Raw genomic sequence first — 16,953 nt, 5'->3', positions numbered from 1 at the left:
TAAAGTACTATGGCTTCAAGTATTTTTGTACATCTTCTTTTGTAATTTGGCTGGGATCACTGTGACCTGTGCTTCGATACATGTCAATCAAGTCTTGCGGACTCCATGACATTGGGTCAAAGCCAAGACTTTTGAGTTGTTTACGCAGCTGCGTGATTTGGCTGGCGCCGACAGTTTTGCCGTTAACCTTGTGGTCACCCATTGCACCTTCGCCGGTTTTGCCAGCATTACCAGTGTCACCAGCAGCAGAATTATTGGTTGAATTTTTATCAGTAGTTACAGTGCTGTGATTGTCTTTAGCGGCATCTTTGTTATTAGCAATACCTTTTTGTGCCTTGTCCTTATATTTAGCATAGTATTTGCCGTCAATGTAAGGCAGGTTAAGGATCTTTTGGTAGTGGTCAACAGCTTCCTGGTACTGCTTATCCTGCTCGGCCTTTTTGGCTTGGTCAAAGAGCGGCTTCAATTCATGTTCGTAGTTATCCTTGACATCTTTCAGCGTTGATTGCAGTTTTTGGCCTTGTTTAATTAACAGGGAATAGCCATGATCTTCATTAATAACGTTGTTAACTGTGCTTAAGGCATCGGTATATTCGCCATCTTTAGCCGCGTCAATTGCCGAGAGCATCCCATCAGCTTGGTTTTTGTATGCCGTAGCTAGTGCCGTCTTTTTGATTTTGCCGGCTTTGGCAAAGTCGCTGCTGGCACGGACATAATCCTTGTCCATTACTGCGTTCTTACCATTATCAATTGCTTCAGTGTATGCGGCGTTAACCTGATTGCTGCTGGACTTTTGGGTGCCATAAATGACGCCCCCGCCAAGTGCAATAATCGCAACTGCCACAATTGTCCAAATCGTAGTTTTCTTCATAATAGGAAATATCCTCCTTATTAACTTATCCCTAATTATAATTGCTTAGAGCATATTTGACTACTTTTGGTGCTTTCTTAAATAAAAAATAATCACCAGCATATTTAAATACAAAACAGGGCAATAGTAATGTATGATTGAGATAAATATTTGCCAAGAAGACATCTGGAAAGAAGGCCGCAATATGCGCGTTAATATCTTACAACATACCCCTAACGAAGGACCGGGCTCAATCGTTGATTGGGCTGAGAGCCGTGGGCACGAAGTTTATACGTATCATCCGTATCAGTTTGGGTATTTACCAACTGCCGAGCAGACTGATATGTTAGTTATTTTGGGCGGACCAATGAGTCCAAATGATGACCTGCTGTGGATTAAGCAGGAACGGGCTTTAATTAAAGAATTGTTGGCTCAAGATAAGCCAATCTTCGGTGCTTGTTTCGGTGCCCAGCAGATTGCCAAGACATTGGGTGCCACGATTAAAAAGGCTGCAGTTAAAGAAGTCGGTTGGGAACCAGTACATTTGGAAACAACGGTAATTCCTAATGTACCAGCTGAACTGCTTGCCTTGCATTGGCATGAAGAAATGTTTGAGTTGCCAGAAGGCAGTCAGTTGTTGTTCTCAACCAAATACCACCGAAATCAGGGCTTCGTCATCGGTCACCGCGTCATTGGCCTGCAATTTCACTTTGAACCCAAAGCCAATAACGTTCGCGAAATGGTTACTAATGATTTCCCCTATATTAGGGGGTCAGTTCTAGGGCAAACGGCAGACGATATTTTGGGTCAAGTAGTCCCCGCTGAAAATAAACAAGTCATGTTTGACTTACTGGACTACATTACTAATTAATTCAGGGTAAATAAAAAACGCAACTCATAATCGGGCTGCGTTTTTTATTTATTCACCCTTGAAGGTACCAGCTTCAACTTGTTTGATGAAGTCAGCTAGGTGCTTGTAGTAAACGGCAGGGTTGTCAACCATGTGGTGGTGACCGCCGTCTGGGGTAGTAACAAGGCGTGAGTTAGGAATTTCCTTCTGCATCGTTTTAGCAGTGGCAATCGGCATTGTTTCGTTCTCGCCAAAAGTGAGCAGTGTTGGCACCTTGATGTTCTTGAGTTGATCTCTGAAGTGCCAATCCTTCAACTTACCAGTAATTACGAATTCGTTGTCGCCTTGGAAGGCATTGTAAACGGCAGTGCCACCAATGTCTTTCAAGTGGTAGAGCTTAGATGGCTGTTTACGGTCGACAAAGTTAATGTTCAAAATATTAACGTCGGCTTGGTAACGGTCATTGTCGTAATCGTTGTTTTCTTCACATTGGTGCATGAAGTCAATTTCGGTTTGCGGAAGGACTTCTTGCCGGCGGCGGTTGACTGAAGCAACGTATTCGTCAATTTCGTCAACCATTGAAGAAATGATGGCCCCCTTCAAGTGTTGACCATACTTAACGGCGTATTCTTGAACCAATAAGCCGCCCCAGCTTTGTCCGATTAAATAAACGTTGTCTAAGCCTAGTTTAACCCGGACTTCGTCAACTTCATCCAAAAAGTATTCGTAAGTCAGATACTTCTTAGCAATTTCAGGGTCAGAATAATCAGGTTGGTCAGAATAAAGTGAGCCAAGTTGATCGTACATGGTTACTTGTACGTCTAAGCCCTGCTTCTTCAATTGTTCAGCAGTATCTTCCCAATATTCGTGGTTGCCGCCGGGGCCGCCGTGCAAAGCCAAGAGGTGAATATCGCCGTGGCCTTGGGTGTTGGTCCATAAGTGGTAACCGTTGTCTAAAGTAATAATTTTAGTACCAGTTTTCATAGTATCTCCTTTTGTGCTAGTAGTTACACTATATTTTAGCTCATAACTATATGAAAGAAAAATTACAAACGCGGCAAAAAATATTTTTTTAAATGCCAGTGCAAATAAAGCGCTTTTATAATATAATTGTATTGTTATTACGTGATTAATTGAACAAGGAGAATAAAAATGGCAGAACCGCAATGGTTAAAGAATATGAACCCCGATGAATACATGCAAGAAGACTTTGATGCTAAGGGCAAGGGCCGCTATACAGTTAGTGGAATTAATAAAGAAGACCCAGACTGGTTAGACCAAGCTGCAGAGAAGGTTCACGCGGCTGAAGGCGATGATTACGTTAAGCTCGACAGTGGCTTGTTAACGGTTAATCAAATTAACTGGATGCTGCGCGACACGATTGGTGAGTTATCGTTTGTTGATGAGAATAACCAATTCTTGTGGTACAACCGGCCAGTTGACCCGATTGCCAAGATGAAGGCTAAGCGGGTTCCTGAACAAGTCGGCAACACGATGAATGATGTCCACCCACATGTTGGTGATGTAATTCAGGAAACCAAGAAGGTTGTTCATGCTTTGCGCACAAGACAAGCTGGTCATGATGACGTTTATATGCCAGTTCCTACCGGCAACTTGAAGGAACTAGTGCTGCACTATTATAAGCGGGTAGTTGATGATGAAGGCAATTACGCCGGTATTTATGAATGGGTTCAGGACTTGTACCCGTTAGTTAAGTACTTCTGTGAAACTACTGGTCAGAAGCTGGTAGTTGATGAGGACGCGACGACAGGAGCAACTTATAGACGCAATTCTAATCCTGATGCCGCAACTGGTGCCTCTACTAAGGCAGAAGCTGCACAAGAACAAGCTGAAAAACCAGAACCTGCAGCTGATACAGCTAGTGGTGCTTCTGAAAATTAAAAATTGCTGAGTAGTGGCCAACTAATAGTTGACCGCTTTTTGTTATACTAAAAGCATAGATTGTAATTTGAGTTTGTTAAAGCAAAAGGTGGCAATGTAATGACTTTTTATACACTTAAATATATTGAGCAAAATCAAAGTACGAGTAAAACTATTCTTTACGTCTTAATTGCGGCGGCCGCGTTAACGATGATTGTATTTGCAATCCTGTATTTGCGGCACCGATTTGATACACGCTATCGCGATTTAGGAATTATCGCGCTGCTGTTCTTACTATTATTTGTCGGAACACAGTACGAAAAATACGTTGAAACAACACTGGTTAAGTCGCAGTCAGTTCAGATTGTGCCGTTTATCAAGTCAGTTGCGCGCGACCAGGGCGTAGCGACATCAGATGTATTGGTTAATTCAACAACCTTGCAGAACGGGATCATTGTGCGTGTCGACTCTAAAGACACAGATTATCAGCTTAATTTAAATGAAGATAATAACAGTTATACATTGAATAAAGCTCACGTTATCAATCATGATGTTAATGTGAAGAATTAGGAGGCTTAATCATGGATTATTTGCAACTTTTTATTAAATTTGCCCTTGGTGTGTTAACCCTGATTTTTCAGATTAATGTTTTTGGTAAAAGCAACTTGGCACCGACAACCGCGCTTGACCAACTGCAGAATTACGTCCTTGGTGGCATTATCGGCGGCGTGATTTACAATGCTAATATTTCTGTTCTGCAGTTTTTGCTGGTATTGATTGTGTGGACGTTAGTTGTTTTCATCCTTAAGTTCGCTCGTGAGCACAATAATTGGGTGCGCAATGTGATTGACGGCAAGCCAATTCAGGTGATTAAAGAAGGTAAGGTGCTGGTGCGCAACTGCTTAATGGCGGGAATTTCGGCTAATGAGTTAATGTTTAAGCTGCGTAGTCAGGGGATCTATTCGGTTGAAAACGTTAAGAACTGTATTTTTGAAAAGAATGGGCAGTTAACCGTTATTCAAAAAGATGAAACAAATATTCGCTTCCCTATTATTAATGATGGTCAAGTTAACCAAGATGTGCTTGAATTAATTCATAAAGATAATGATTGGCTTAAAGAAGAAGCACGCAAAGCTGGCTATCAGAACGTGAGCGACGTTTTTTTGGCTGATTTTAATCATGGTAAGCTGTCGTTTACGGGTTATCACGATAATTAGAAAAGGAAATTATGGATAATATAGACAAGGCAAAAAAACTGCTGGCGGATGCCGAAGTAGTTATTGTGACTGCTGGTAATGGCATGGCGCAGATTGAAGGGTTGGATATTTTAGCGCAAGAAAAGTTTGACCAAGAGTTTCCAACGATTGCGCAAAAGTATGATGTGCATACGATTGGGGATGCTCTGGACAAGAAATTAACGTCGTGGCAGGAGCAGTGGCTTTTTTGGAGTCAGCTGGTACAGAAATATTCACTATCTTATCAGCCGAGCAAGACAATGCGACAATTAAAGCAGTTGATTGGCAAGAAAGAATACTTCATTGCCACTTCGACTTTTGGTCACTTTTTTGAAACGGCGGGCTTTAACAAGAACCGAATTTTTAATGCCTTTGGTGATTGGACCAAGATGCAGTGCTCGAGCGGTATTAATCATGGCTTAGAGGATGATCGCGCAGTTGTGGCAGAATTTGCAGCTAAAAACGCGGCGGATGCAAATTTGGTACCTAAATGTAAGGTTTGCGGTCAGCCAATGGAATTACAGATGCCGTTGAACGAGCACTTTTATCCAGATACCGATGCTAATACACGTTTTCGCTGGTTTTTGACGGGGAATGAAGATAAGCGCGTGGTCTTCTTGGAACTGGGCGTTGATGATACAAGTCCCCAGCTGCTTGAGCCGATTGTTCAGTTGGTGCAGCAGTTCCCGCAGTGGTCGTATGTGGCGGCAGACCTAGAAGAAGAACTGCTGCCGGATAATTTGCAAGACCGCAGTGCGGCAGTCGGTAATGGTGCAGCAGCTTTAATTGCGGACTTAGTGCAGAAATAGTGGGAAGTTAGTATGAGTATTTTTGTTAAAAATGGGGTACTGCATGTTTCGGGTGCCCAAGATAAGTTGCGCGGCAAGGGGCAAGAGCTGCCGGATTTTTTGTCTGACTACACGATGCTGGATATTGAAACTACCGGCCTTAATCCTTACCGCGATCATGTGACGGAACTGGGTGGCGTGAAGGTTCGCAACAATGAAATTGTCGCGCAGTACAGCAACTTGGTATTTTATCCGCGTTCTAATAAGGTGCCGGCATTCATTACCAAGCTGAATGGGATTACCGAGCAGCAGCTGCTTGATGAGGGTGTCCCTGTGAAGCAGGCAATGACTGAATTTCGCGAGTTTATCGGGGATGATGTGATTGCCGGCTATAACGTTAACTTTGACCTGAATTTCTTGTATGATTTGACGAAAAAATTCAAGCTGCCAGAATTAAACAATGATTATGTTGATGTCCTGCGGCTGGCTCGAGCATATTATCCGCGCCAGCATAATCGGCTAATTGATTGTATCCAGCGGGCCGGGATTGCCCAAGAAGAGCAGCACCACGGTCTAGCAGACTCAATCGATACGAAAAAGGTCTACGATGATTTTCGTGAGCACTTTACACCTGAACTGCTCAAGCAAGCTCAAAGCAAGGTGAAAAATCTAGACTTACTGGCAGATGAACTGGAATCTTGGCAATTAGGGCTGCACAATCCGGTTAACCATAAGAAGATTGTCTTTACTGGTAATTTGGGGATGGCCAGTGATGAAGCAATGCAGCTGGTTAATAATCTAGGCGGTCAGGCGCAAGTGCAAATTGCTCCTGATACTGATTACTTGATTATGGGCGACCATGATTTCTTTGATAAAAATAATGCTGTTTGGCAACAGGCTCAGGAATTTAATCAATCAGGCAGTAAAATTAAGCGCTGGTCAGAAGGGTTCTTCCTTAACCTGCTTGATGAATGGGCTAGAGGCTAGACCGACTTCACAATAGTTAAAGCGCACCATAATTGATTATGGGTGCTTTTTTATTGCAAAGATTGCAAACAACAGTTCGATTGACTATACTTAATGAATATTAATTAAGGAGCAAATTTCATGGCGCGCAGGCGAAGTAAACGAACTAGTAAGAAAAGCAGCAACTTTTGGACAGTTGTGATTATTTTGATTGCCCTCGTGTGGGGTGTCTCGACTAAGGGCGGCAGCGACTCCAGCGGCAATCACTTGGTTAACCAATTAACTGGTAAGAACCCGCAGACTGCTGATGTGGGTAAGGCGCAGACGGCATCCAAGGTTTATGGCGGTCTTGCGCAAAAAGACTACCAAAAGTTGGCGCAATTGAACTTTAAGAGTGGCAGTAAGGCATATATTACGGTGAATGATGACCATTCGACCTTGATTAAGGGTGCATGGAAGATTAACCGCGTAATTTATTCTGATCTGGACAGTTTGAACCGGACATCACGCTCCAATACTGCCTTCTTAGAAAGACGGAACGTGGCTAATGATAGTTTACGTGTGCGTCAGTTCGTTGAGCCAACGGCATGGCATTATAATCATCGCGGACAGACACAACTATATAACCGCGGGCATATGATTGCCTATTCCGTGTCAGCTGGGATTGACCAGGAGGGCAATTACAACCCAGATAATCAATCAGGAGACCAGAATAATCCTAAGAACCTCTTTACGCAGACCGCGTTTTCCAACCAGAAGATCCAGACAATTTTTGAAAGTAAGATTAGGGCAGCATTGCGGGCTAATAAGAAGGTTATTTATCAGGCAACGCCGATTTTTCGTGATAATGAGCTGATGGCACGCGGGATTAATTTACAAGCCGTTGCGACTGACGGCAGTCTTGACTTCAATGTGTACCTGTTTAATGTGCAGCCTGACTATATTTTCGATTACGCTAATGGCCGCGCCAAGGTTAATCATGAAATGCAGGTAGCTGAATAATTTAACAAGAGGACTATGTAAGTAGTCTTTTTTGTTGCGACAATCCTTAGTATCAGTTGACTTTTTAGCCAATATATAATAGTGTATTAGTTAGGCAATACAATTAATGAAACTAGATCATGATTGTCTTGCCGCTAAAAGATGAGAGCAGGTGTAAGCTGTAGAAATTCGTGATGGCAAATTATTATCAGCAGTCAAAAGATTGGCTGCCTAGAAAAAACAATAAATATACTACTGAAGGGCTACTGCAATGCAGTAGTCTTTTGGTATAAGTAAGATTTTTTGCGGCTTAATCTGCAGTTACCCAAATTCTTTCAACAAAAATGTTACACTTGGCGGTTTCAATTCGTTAGTAATAGTGTAAGACATCTGACGCGCGGGTCACTTACACAAACGCAATTATTAATTACTAAGGAAGGTAACAATTATGAACTTTGAATTATCAGATCAATCAATCCAATATACTTTTTTGAATGAAAAATACGTTGACGGCGACGGTGCTAAGAGCCGCATCTTTAACAATGTCAAAGAAGGAGTAACAGCTTCTGGACTAGCAGATGTTGGGACGGCCTTGGCAGCATTGCAAGGTGACAAACTCGGTGCTGCGATTTTAATTCAAAAACAACTCGTACCATTGGCAGATTAGGATAAAATCAAGCGATTATTGAGAAAGAATAGGGGTAAAAATAATGACTAAGACAACAAAGACTTTACAATTAACATTTTTAAATGGTGCAAATAAGCGGACTAGCTTATCTCTGCCTGATGCGGCAAGCAACTTAGAGCCAGCTGCAGTTAAGGCAGCAATGGACACAATCGTCAAGGCTGATGCCTTCCAAAAGGATGGAGTTGATCTGTATAAGATTCCTCAATCTGCTGCATACATTGAACGGACTGTTACTGATATGTTTGACGATGCTGCAAGTAAGCCAGAACAGCCTGCTAATCCTAGTCAGGTTGGCTAACATAATTAGGACAATTAGAGAGTTTTTTAAGCGATAATTTTTTAAAGGGGCAAGCATTCGTGAAGGGTGTACTGCCTCTTTATTTTTGTGGAAAATTTGGGTGAAAAGGTTTTAGGCGATATTTGATATAATATATTCTTGTATATATTAACTAGATTATTGGCTGCTTTTGCGGGCGTTTTCGGCTATTATTTAACGAAAACCATTTGCTTGAAAATACTGTAATATCAGTAGTTAGAGCCTCTAAATTAAAAAACCAATACCAACAATTGGTCAAAAATGTATGCGCTATTTATTAAACAATGCTATAATATACGTGGTTATGCTACTCACAAATTTCTTTTCTAGCACTTTTAAGGATGATCACGTCTGAGTAGTAGAACCTTCTCTAACAGTTTATCTTATACACTAACTTCGCGATCATCCAAACACACTTTTGAAATACCGTTCTACACGAGCGGTATTTTTTTGTTAAAAATGATTTTAAAGTTTCTATATAAAAAGTTATTTACAAATCATTTTGTTATTATTTTGTAAAATTTATGCAAAATCAAAAAATTATCATGTAAACTTTAAGAAAAAATTATGGCAAATACATTGCTAGATAGGGATTTGTTTGCTTGTGACAAAATTATACTTTTAAAAAGTTAGTGAAAACGTTTATTACAAAAGTGTGTAAAATACCGTAACACCTTGCAATTTAGCTAAAAGGTTAGTACAATATGAAGCGTGGTAAGTAATAGCTATGCTTCAGGTTTGCAAACCTGTACGCATGCGGGTTCTTCAGCCAGATAAGCTACCTCATAAGAGTTATAAACTTATGATTTTGACTTGAAGAATGTTGTAACAATGTAGGCTCAATGCGACTGAACCTATAGTCTATTACGATTTTGTATATACACAAGGAGGAAGACCACATGAAGAAAAATTATAGAATTGTTAGTGCTGCTGCAGCTGCTTTATTAGCTGTTGCTCCAGTTGCTACTAGTGCTGTTACTGCTGTTTCAGCTGATACTACTTCAAATGGTAGTGTACCTGTTTCTGTAAATGGAAATGGTAGTGCTACAACTGCAGCTAAGAACATACTTGTAACTTTAAATATTGATAATGCTACAAGTTTAACTGAAGGCCCAGCTTCAGCAGTTAAGGCAAGCTTAACTGCTAGTGCTGGTAAAATTGCTATTGCTAATGACAAAAAAGCAAATGTATATAATGCTTCAGATCTTAATGCTGATGGTACAATTAAAGATAATGCAGTACCTGTTCAAAAGCTTGAAAAAGGTGGAACATACGTTGCTGCATTGCAACAAGTTCAACTTGGTGGCTTAGATACTATAAACGGTACTGTAATTGTAAATAATCAAAGCAGAACAACTGATGGCTTTGGAAGTATTACACGTCCTATAACTGTAGTTAGTTCAGCTTTTACTGTTCAAGATTCATCAAAAACTGGTGCTCCATACTTTTTGGATGGAAATAACAAACAAATTTCATCTATTAAAGTTCCTATTATAAAGGGTGCAAGTAACAGTGTTAAAGGTATTACTGATTATATCGTAAGCAACTTTAAGATTGCTTCCACAGGTACTACTGTTGTCTCAAAAGCAGCTTATGAATCAGCAGTTAAGTCAGCAGTTCAATCAGCATTAGCAACTAATGGAATTACAATTAAAGATGATGGTACTTTTGATATTCCAGCAACTGATTTCGTTGTTCCTATTACTGTAACTGCAGATAATGGTAAAACTGCTACTTTAACTGCTAATATGAAAGTTTCAAGTAACGGTGATGATAAATTAGTATATCCAGTTATTTGGTTGAACCAAAAGAGTTACATGGGTCAAAATCAAACTATTGAATTGTCTAGTGCAAACAAGAAAGATTTTGCTTCAGCTGGTGTTAACGGAACTGTTGATGAAAAGAAAATCGAGAGTGCTTTTGTAGCTACAGTAAATGGACATACAACTAATACTGTATCAGTGAAAGCTGATATTAGTAAAGTAAATACTAAGGTTGCTGGTGTATATCCTGTAACTGTTAGTGCAACAAATGCTGATGGATTGACTTCTAGTGTTGTATTTAACTTTACTGTTGGTGATCCTAATGCTGATTACAAGACTGTTCAATCTGATGCAGATATTCCAGTTTATACAATTAGTGGAAATGTTGTAACTAAGACTACAACAACTGTTTCTAATGGTTCACAAGTTGCAACTTATGGACAAGTAACTGTTGACGGTAAGAAATATGTGCGTATTAACAGTGCTGATTCTAACCAATATGTTGAAGCACAATACGTTGATGGTACTTTCAAGCCTGCAAAGCAATCTACTGTAACTGTTATGCACAATGCTTACATCTACGACAAGGATCACAAGCGTGTAGGTACTAAGAAGATTGGTTCATACACTAACACTACTGTTTACGGTGACAAGACTAAGCTTAACGATGGTACTGAAGCTTACCAAGTTGGTGATGGTCAATACATCGATGCTGGTAACGTTGATGGTTACAAGGCAACTTTGAACCACAACTCATACATCTACAAGACTAGCAAGAAACGTGCTAACCACAAGAAGTTATTGAAAGGTTCAACTGTAACTGTTTACGGTTCTTCATTCACTTTCAAGAATGGTCAAAAGTACTACAGAATTGCTAAGGGTCAATACATCAAGGTTGTTAACGCTGATATCGTTAAATAATTGATATATTGTATCTAAGAAAAAGCGATGGAAAATTCCACCGCTTTTTTTGTGCTGAAAATTTTTAACAGCAGCTTGATTTACTGAAATCTAAGTCTATTATGAATATATATAGAATAATATCAACATTAATGAGGCAGGAGAAAAATGTATTATTTTTTAAATAATAAAATAGATTTAAATAGCTCTGGAATTGAACATGCAGAGATTAAGCGACTAAAATTATTTCAAGAATTTAACGTTAATACTAAAATAGTTACTTTTGGCTATGATCGTTTTGCACATCGAAATATTAAGTCTTATGGTCTAACTGATGATGATTATATTAATATGTATGATTATTTTGCGGGGACAATTAAATTTAAGTCTAGAGTAATGACCATCGATCAATTGCCATTACCGAACTTTGCTAAAAAAGTAAGGACAGGTAACGGTTACGAAATTTATGATGAATCACGGAAAACAATGATTATTAATCTGCTTCCAAACAGTAGGCAACTTGATACAGTTGAATATTTGAATGGTGACGGTGATTGTACCAAAAAGGATTTGTATGATTATAGAGGATTTCTTAGCGTAACACAATTTTATGGTACAAATTCCAAATTAATGGAAGTGGAACAGTTCCATAAACCTGATGGTACAATTTATTGTGAAACTTCATGTGCTAAGAGACCAGATTTTTTGGCAGTAACTAATATTCAATTAACTGATGTAGATGGCACATTGTATTCGCTAATGAACTTGGGTCAAGCTTTTACTATTATGTTGGATCATTTGAATAAATCTGATGCTACAAGTGGTGAAAAATCAACCTTTATTTCTGATAGAAGTAATATTACTAATTTGCCTATGCTTAATATGAAAACAAAAGCAAGAAAGATTGAACACTTCCATAATATCCATTTTCGTGACTATTGGGATCCAATGAACTCCCCGCTTACCTATCCCTCAATTGCTAATACAGATCAGTTAAGAAAAACAAGTATTGTCGTAGTTCCAACTGAAAAGCAAGCCAAAGATATGCGAGCAAGACTGCAGACAAGGGTTCCAATTGTTGCAATTCCAGTTGGAATAGTTCCTAAATCGCAATTGCAGGCACCACATATTTCAATGAAGCAGCGAACAAATGGCAAGATTATTGCAGTCGCAAGATTGGATTATCAAAAGAGACTTGATGATGCGATTAATGTGTTTACGAAAGTTTATCAAAAAAATTCAAATTTAACTTTTGATATTTATGGTTATGGTAACGATGGCGACAATGGAAAAGAAGAAAAGAAACTAAGAGAGTTAGTTAAAACGCTTAACATGGAAAATGCTATTAGCTTTAAGGGTTATGTGCAAGACGTTAATAAGGTATACGATGATGCTCAACTGATGATATTATCTTCACGCTATGAAGGTGCGCCTCTTTGTATAGTTGAGGCACAATCGCATGGTGTGCCTGTTATTTCGTATGACATTAATTATGGTCCGTCTGATTTAATTCAAGATAACAAGAGTGGCTTTTTAGTTCCTGATGGCAATACGAAGCTTTTAGAACAAAAAATTGAGCAATTTTTCGGTGATAAAAAGTTAAGAGAAAACTTGAGTCAGGGAGCATATGAGAATGCTAAGCGCTTTTCTCCTGAAGGTGTATGGCAATATTGGGTCAAATTTGTCATAAATCAAAATAAAATAATAAAATAACATTTAAAATATCATATATAAAAACAGCGATGCTAAAATTCAAGCAATACCAGCAACATGTATAGAATAATTTTAAAATAAAATAACGTGACTTGCCAAGATTAAAGTAAGCGCATACTTGATTAAAAATAAATAAGTAATATTATTAAATTGTAGTATTGTACATGTTAATTGTTATTATGGAGGTTTATAAAATTGGATTTTAGTAATAAACGGAAATTACAAAAAGATATTTCCAAAGCACTAAAAAGTGGAAGATTGCATAAAGCTGCTCGTAATTTATTGGTAACTACAATTGCTGCTGGTAGTACTTTAGGTGGCTTGGCATTAGCATCTAATGTTAATCCAAGTGCTACTAGTGTAATTGTTGAAGCTAAGACTACTAAAAAGACAGCTGCTAACTCAGCTAAGGTTAATAAGGCAGCAGCTGTCTACAACAGTAAGGGTAAAAAAGTTGGCAAGTCTCTTAAAAAAGGAAAAGCTCTTAAAGTTTATGGGATTAAGACCATTAAGGGTAAGAAATATTATAGCTTAGGTCATGGACGTTATGTTTTAGTAAAGAATGTGACTGTTGCTACTACTGTAACTCTTAAAAAGACATCATACTTCTATAACAGTAAAGGTAAGCGTGTAGGCAAGACAGCTGTTAATAAAGGTAAGAAGATTAAGGTCTATGGTACTAAGAAGATTAAGGGTAAGCTGTATTATAACTTAGGTAATGGTAGATATATCGCTGCTGCTAATGTAGTACCACCTGTTACAGAACCAAGTTCCAGTGCAGGCAGTAGTTCAAGTTCAGCTCCAAGCTCCAGTGCAGGTAGTAGCTCAAGCTCAACACCAAGCTCCAGTGCAAGCAGCAGTACAGGTTCAACGCCAAGTTCTGGTGCAGGTAGTAGCTCAGGTTCAGATTCTAGTTCTGGCGCAGACAGTAGTTCGGGTTCAGCTCCAAGCTCTAGTTCGGGCAGCAACACAGGCTCAACGTCAAGTTCAGGCGCAGGTAGTAGTTCAGGTTCAGATTCCAGTTCCGGCGCAGACAGTAGCGCGGGTTCAACGCCAAGCTCTGGTGCAGGTAGTAGCACAGGCTCAGATTCCAGTTCCAGTGCAGGCAGCAGCGCGGGTTCAACGCCAAGCTCCAGTGCAGGTAGTAGCACAGGCTCAGATTCCAGTTCCAGTGCAGGCAGCAACACAGGCTCAGATTCCAGTTCCAGTGCAGGCAGCAACACAGGCTCAGATTCCAGTTCCAGTGCAGGCAGCAACACAGGCTCAGATTCCAGTTCCAGTGCAGGCAGCAGCACAGGCTCAGCTCCAAGCTCTAGTTCGGGCAGTAGCAGTAGCGCGGGTTCAGATTCCAGTTCCGGCGCAGACAGCAGTACAGGTTCAACGCCAAGTTCTGGTGCAGATAGTAGTACAGGTTCAGATTCCAGTTCTGATGCAGGTAGTAGCGCGGGTTCAACGCCAAGTTCTGGTGCAGGTAGTAGCACAGGTTCAGATTCTAGTTCTGGCGCAGACAGTAGTTCGGGTTCAGCTCCAAGCTCTAGTTCGGGCAGTAGCGCGGGTTCAGATTCCAGTTCTGGCGTAGACAGTAGCACAGGCTCAACACCAAGTTCCGGTGCAGATAGTAATCCAGATTCTGCTCCATCTTCGGAGCCAACAATTTCTGACAAAGTGAAAGCAGTAGTTGGCGCCGTTCGTCCTGGTATGGCAGCAATTTATCACGGGTTAAGTAGTCTAAGCAGTAAATTAAATGATCCTAGATATCAAGATGTAAAGAATGATATTAAGGACATATTAGCTAAAATTTCGGCTTTACCAGCTAATTGGACAACTACTAGTGAGATGCTTACAGACATCACACCGATTTTAAATGATGTATTGGATATTGCTAAAAAAGTTGAAGGTTCAGGCATAAAAACTGATTTTGTAACAATTCTACATGGACTTGAAACAGTAAATAATGAATTAGATGCAGATCAAATTCAAAATCTTAAGGATATTTATGCTGCATTAGAAAATATTGCTCCAACAAGCAAGGTTCGTCAGGATATTAAAGAACTTGCTCAAGGGTTGCATCCAGATTTATCAAATATTTATCATGATTTAGAAAGCATTAAGAGTGAAGTTCCAGCAGATAAATATCAGGATATCAAGAATGATATTAAAGATATTATCAGTGGAATTAAGGAAATGCCTGCTAGTTTTGATTGGTCAAAATTAAATGATCCTACTCACATGGGAGACGAAGATGTTCAAGGTGTGTTGGGCAGCTTTAAGAAGGCTTATAATGCTGCTAAGGATATTGCTTCTAAGTTAGAGCATACTGGTGTTAAGACTAACCTAGTAAAATTGCTAACTGATACTGAACATATTAATACAACATTAAAGGCTAATGATTCTGAATTACTTAATGATTTAAGAGATTTAGATTCTAAATTAGAAAATTATTCAGGTACGGATCAAACTATTATTAATGCTAAAGGACTTGCAATTTTAGCTCATGGTGATTTAGCCAATATTTATCATGCATTTGATGCAATAACAACGACTCAGATTGATGTTGATGCAATTAATAGCGCAATAAATGATGCACTAGGTCAGGCTGAACAGTTACCATCAGGTGACGATTTAGTTACTAATATTGCTATGGCTCATTTATTGGGACAAAGTTCTCCAGAAATAAATGCTGTAAAAGCCATTTATGGCGATTTGCGGACAATTGCTTCTAGCCTTGAGGGTAAAGGCATTAAGACGCAACTTGTAACTGCTTTACATGGTCTGGAAGATTTGAATCAAAAAGTTGCTCAAGATCCAACACAAATTCAAAATTTAAAGAATATCTATGAAGACTTGCAAAATGGTAACTTTACTTGGTTGAATGACTTAAAATAATTAAATAATATTAAACCATATCAAGACAGCGATTTAGTTGCTGCCTTTTTTGGTGCAATTATTTTTTAATCCACTATATGAAAGCGATAACAATTTTAGTATAATTGTATCTAGCAAAACAATCTAAAATAACTATAAGGAGGACAACAATTTGCCTGAAACGACAAATCAAAGTTGGAGATTGCCAACTGCCAAGAAGTACCGCAATTGGTCGAAAGCTAAGCTGCAGGAGTTGGTTAATTCGCCGGAATTAAGCAGGTACTTAGTTGAGGCTGCCGATTATCAGATAGATGGCAACACACTTGCTATCTACCAATTTCAAAAAGAGCCGCTGCTCGGGAAGTATAAGAGTGTAATTTTTGACTGCCAAAGAGGAATTGTCTTATGCAAAAGCAGCAGTCGCTCGTTGATTAACGCCTTTGCCCAGAACAACTTATTGGGTGGGCTAGAGTTTCAGCGAGAGTTTGCCAATCGGCTTGAACAAAAGGCACGTTATGTAATTGCGACTGGCAAACGAGCGTACTTTTCAATGCATGGTTATACGACTGGGGATACTGATTGGGTAGCCCTGCACCAGATGGCTGACTTTCATTCGCTTGGCAAGTCAGCCATTGTCTTTGATACGGTGATGTGCAAACAGTTGACCTATACTTTTGCCTTCACCGACTGCACGCGCTACATTAGTGCGCAGGTGTACCGCGGACTATACTACAATCATGCGCTGTACAAATTAGGCAGTAATCATTTGGAAGCGTCCCTTGGCTGGCAGGTGCGGCGCACTCGTGGCAAGTCGCTGCTTGACCAACGGGCATACTTTCACCCGCATCCGACGTTAACGAAGTTGTCACTTAGAGACATTTATCAGGATATCTTGAATAAAAGTCACGCGCGTTATGGACGGTATTTAGCCAGTCTACTTGAACAGCCGTTAGTTCAAGATGACCATCATACTGTCTACATTTTGAGTAGGCGGCCCAATACGCTATTTTAATCTAAAAACACGAATCACTTGATTCGTGTTTTTTTAATACTTTTTTGTACCCAAAGGTATGGAATAACTAGATGTTAGCGCTTTACATAGTGTGCTGATTTTCAGAACTTCAAAGCCCGTACTATCAATTGATACCGCTTACTTA

Annotated in this window: 15 protein-coding genes; 13 read left to right on the top strand and 2 right to left on the bottom strand. The window is 39.6% G+C overall.

All coding sequences use genetic code 11. The features are described 5' to 3' along the window. Positions 1-7: 7 nt before the first annotated feature. The gene (locus tag OZX58_RS07495; RefSeq protein ID WP_277140872.1) at positions 8-871 is read right to left on the bottom strand and encodes a hypothetical protein; all 864 of its coding nucleotides are present in this window, start codon (positions 869-871) and stop codon (positions 8-10) included. 184 nt (positions 872-1,055) lie between these two features. Between OZX58_RS07495 and OZX58_RS07490 the strand changes: the two genes are divergently transcribed. Continuing rightward, the gene (locus tag OZX58_RS07490) at positions 1,056-1,721 is read left to right on the top strand and encodes a type 1 glutamine amidotransferase (protein ID WP_277141779.1); all 666 of its coding nucleotides are present in this window, start codon (positions 1,056-1,058) and stop codon (positions 1,719-1,721) included. A 48-nt stretch (positions 1,722-1,769) separates the two neighbouring features. Here the strand turns inward: OZX58_RS07490 and OZX58_RS07485 are convergent, their stop codons facing one another. Next, positions 1,770-2,684: a prolyl aminopeptidase gene (locus tag OZX58_RS07485; protein ID WP_277140871.1), complete on the bottom strand. Its 915-nt coding sequence runs from the start codon at positions 2,682-2,684 to the stop codon at positions 1,770-1,772. Positions 2,685-2,852: 168 nt separating this feature from the next. Between OZX58_RS07485 and OZX58_RS07480 the strand changes: the two genes are divergently transcribed. The 12 genes from OZX58_RS07480 (at position 2,853) to OZX58_RS07425 (ending at position 16,808) form a co-directional block, all read left to right on the top strand. Then, on the top strand, positions 2,853-3,602 hold the full coding sequence (locus OZX58_RS07480) for a PAS domain-containing protein (RefSeq protein WP_277140870.1): 750 nt from the start codon (positions 2,853-2,855) through the stop codon (positions 3,600-3,602). Between the two features lie 99 nt (positions 3,603-3,701). Beyond that, the gene (locus OZX58_RS07475) at positions 3,702-4,151 is read left to right on the top strand and encodes a DUF3290 domain-containing protein (protein WP_277140869.1); all 450 of its coding nucleotides are present in this window, start codon (positions 3,702-3,704) and stop codon (positions 4,149-4,151) included. Positions 4,152-4,162: 11 nt separating this feature from the next. Then, positions 4,163-4,798, top strand: a complete 636-nt coding sequence (locus OZX58_RS07470) for a DUF421 domain-containing protein (RefSeq protein WP_277130300.1) — start codon at positions 4,163-4,165, stop codon at positions 4,796-4,798. A gap of 11 nt (positions 4,799-4,809) precedes the next feature. Beyond that, positions 4,810-5,625, top strand: coding sequence for a Sir2 family NAD-dependent protein deacetylase (locus OZX58_RS07465; RefSeq protein WP_277140868.1), 816 nt, complete (start codon positions 4,810-4,812; stop codon positions 5,623-5,625). Between the two features lie 12 nt (positions 5,626-5,637). Next, positions 5,638-6,591, top strand: a complete 954-nt coding sequence (locus OZX58_RS07460; RefSeq protein WP_277140866.1) for an exonuclease domain-containing protein — start codon at positions 5,638-5,640, stop codon at positions 6,589-6,591. Positions 6,592-6,711: 120 nt separating this feature from the next. After that, positions 6,712-7,572, top strand: a complete 861-nt coding sequence (locus OZX58_RS07455) for a DNA/RNA non-specific endonuclease (RefSeq protein WP_277130306.1) — start codon at positions 6,712-6,714, stop codon at positions 7,570-7,572. Between the two features lie 427 nt (positions 7,573-7,999). After that, a complete protein-coding gene (locus OZX58_RS07450) occupies positions 8,000-8,218 on the top strand; it encodes a DUF1659 domain-containing protein (RefSeq protein WP_277140865.1) in 219 nt (72 codons plus the stop codon). Positions 8,219-8,261: 43 nt separating this feature from the next. Beyond that, entirely contained in the window at positions 8,262-8,537 is a 276-nt protein-coding gene (locus tag OZX58_RS07445) for a DUF2922 domain-containing protein (protein WP_277140864.1), read from the top strand. A 917-nt stretch (positions 8,538-9,454) separates the two neighbouring features. After that, positions 9,455-11,239 carry an SLAP domain-containing protein gene (locus tag OZX58_RS07440; protein WP_277140863.1) on the top strand — a complete coding sequence of 595 codons (1,785 nt, stop codon included), beginning with the start codon at positions 9,455-9,457 and terminating at the stop codon, positions 11,237-11,239. Positions 11,240-11,386: 147 nt separating this feature from the next. After that, a complete protein-coding gene (locus OZX58_RS07435; RefSeq protein WP_277140862.1) occupies positions 11,387-12,931 on the top strand; it encodes a glycosyltransferase in 1,545 nt (514 codons plus the stop codon). Between the two features lie 195 nt (positions 12,932-13,126). Then, the gene (locus OZX58_RS07430) at positions 13,127-15,817 is read left to right on the top strand and encodes an SLAP domain-containing protein (RefSeq protein WP_277140861.1); all 2,691 of its coding nucleotides are present in this window, start codon (positions 13,127-13,129) and stop codon (positions 15,815-15,817) included. 151 nt (positions 15,818-15,968) lie between these two features. Continuing rightward, a complete protein-coding gene (locus tag OZX58_RS07425; RefSeq protein WP_277140860.1) occupies positions 15,969-16,808 on the top strand; it encodes a hypothetical protein in 840 nt (279 codons plus the stop codon). Positions 16,809-16,953 lie beyond the last annotated feature (145 nt).

Source organism: Lactobacillus sp. ESL0680 (genome assembly GCF_029392855.1).
Lineage (GTDB): Bacteria > Bacillota > Bacilli > Lactobacillales > Lactobacillaceae > Lactobacillus.
The sequence above is the reverse complement of the archived record's forward strand: the minus strand, read 5'-3'. Positions and strand labels throughout refer to the sequence as shown.

Excerpts from the sequence above, each read along its gene's own strand:
- OZX58_RS07455 (WP_277130306.1), top strand. The coding sequence starts at position 6,712 with ATGGCGCGCAGGCGAAGTAAACGAACTAGTAAGAAAAGCAGCAACTTT.
- OZX58_RS07470 (WP_277130300.1), top strand. The coding sequence starts at position 4,163 with ATGGATTATTTGCAACTTTTTATTAAATTTGCCCTTGGTGTGTTAACC.
- OZX58_RS07445 (WP_277140864.1), top strand. The coding sequence starts at position 8,262 with ATGACTAAGACAACAAAGACTTTACAATTAACATTTTTAAATGGTGCA.
- OZX58_RS07460 (WP_277140866.1), top strand. The coding sequence starts at position 5,638 with ATGAGTATTTTTGTTAAAAATGGGGTACTGCATGTTTCGGGTGCCCAA.
- OZX58_RS07480 (WP_277140870.1), top strand. The coding sequence starts at position 2,853 with ATGGCAGAACCGCAATGGTTAAAGAATATGAACCCCGATGAATACATG.
- OZX58_RS07435 (WP_277140862.1), top strand. The coding sequence starts at position 11,387 with ATGTATTATTTTTTAAATAATAAAATAGATTTAAATAGCTCTGGAATT.
- OZX58_RS07475 (WP_277140869.1), top strand. The coding sequence starts at position 3,702 with ATGACTTTTTATACACTTAAATATATTGAGCAAAATCAAAGTACGAGT.
- OZX58_RS07490 (WP_277141779.1), top strand. The coding sequence starts at position 1,056 with ATGCGCGTTAATATCTTACAACATACCCCTAACGAAGGACCGGGCTCA.
- OZX58_RS07450 (WP_277140865.1), top strand. The coding sequence starts at position 8,000 with ATGAACTTTGAATTATCAGATCAATCAATCCAATATACTTTTTTGAAT.
- OZX58_RS07485 (WP_277140871.1), bottom strand. The coding sequence starts at position 2,684 with ATGAAAACTGGTACTAAAATTATTACTTTAGACAACGGTTACCACTTA.
- OZX58_RS07495 (WP_277140872.1), bottom strand. The coding sequence starts at position 871 with ATGAAGAAAACTACGATTTGGACAATTGTGGCAGTTGCGATTATTGCA.
- OZX58_RS07440 (WP_277140863.1), top strand. The coding sequence starts at position 9,455 with ATGAAGAAAAATTATAGAATTGTTAGTGCTGCTGCAGCTGCTTTATTA.
- OZX58_RS07465 (WP_277140868.1), top strand. The coding sequence starts at position 4,810 with ATGGATAATATAGACAAGGCAAAAAAACTGCTGGCGGATGCCGAAGTA.